Source organism: Pelagibacterium lacus, from assembly GCF_003345525.1.
In the GTDB taxonomy this organism is placed as follows: Bacteria; Pseudomonadota; Alphaproteobacteria; order Rhizobiales; family Devosiaceae; genus Pelagibacterium; species Pelagibacterium lacus.
Map to the genome: position 1 here is coordinate 1 of NZ_QQNH01000074.1, position 870 is coordinate 870.

The window sequence follows — 870 nt, forward strand, 5'->3', positions numbered from 1 at the left end:
CTAGGCTGAATCGACATTCATCGCATCCACAGCATTGCTGCGGCGAGTTGCAAGAAGCTTAGGAAGTGGGTCGCGCGGCGGTCGAAGCGTGTTGCGATGCGCCTGAAGTGCTTGAGCTTGTTGAAACAGCGCTCGATGGTGTTACGGACCTTGTAGGCCTTGAAGTCGTAAGGGATCGGCGTCTTTCGGGTTGGGTTGCAGGGGATGACCGCTTCGGCGCCCATGCTGGCGATAAGGCCGCGAAGAGCATTGGAATCATAGGCCTTGTCGGCCAATACGCGGCGCGGCGAGAGGCCTTCGAGCAGAGCCGGGGCGAGAGGTGCGTCGCCGCGCTGGCCGGGTGTGAGGATCAGCTTCAGCGGTCGGCCGAGTGCATCCACGGCCATGTGGATTTTGGTCGTCAGTCCTCCTCGGGAACGCCCCAGAGCCTGATCCCCCCTTTTTGGCCGCCGCCCTTTCCGGTGGCTGCCTGTTGATGGGCGCGCACGAGGCTTGAGTCGAGACTGACATAATCGTTCTTGGGATCGTCAATGAGCTCGGCGAAGACGCGCTCCCATACACCGGCCTTAGCCCATCGCGTGAAGCGCTTATGGGCGGTCTTCCACTTGCCGTAGCGCTCGGGAAGATCGTGCCAATGCGCGCCCGAGCGCAGCACCCAAAGCACGCCGTTGACGAAGGTGAGATTATCGCTCCCCGAACGGCCCGGATCGCTAGGCTTGCCGGGTAGCAAATCCCCGATCCGTCGCCATTGTTCAGGCGTCAGTTCGTATCGCTTGGGCTTCGACATTATGGGCCTCCAGATCATTGAATCTGGAAACCCATGAATCACACTCCCCGACAGAATTGAATCCTGAATGTCGATTGAACCTA

The 870-nt window shown here is 59.9% G+C and carries 1 pseudogene; it reads right to left on the minus strand.

Features of this window, described 5'->3' with window-relative positions:
• Positions 1-17: 17 nt before the first annotated feature.
• A pseudogene (locus DVH29_RS16105) lies at positions 18-787 on the minus strand (IS5 family transposase).
• Between the last annotated feature and the right edge of the window lie 83 nt (positions 788-870).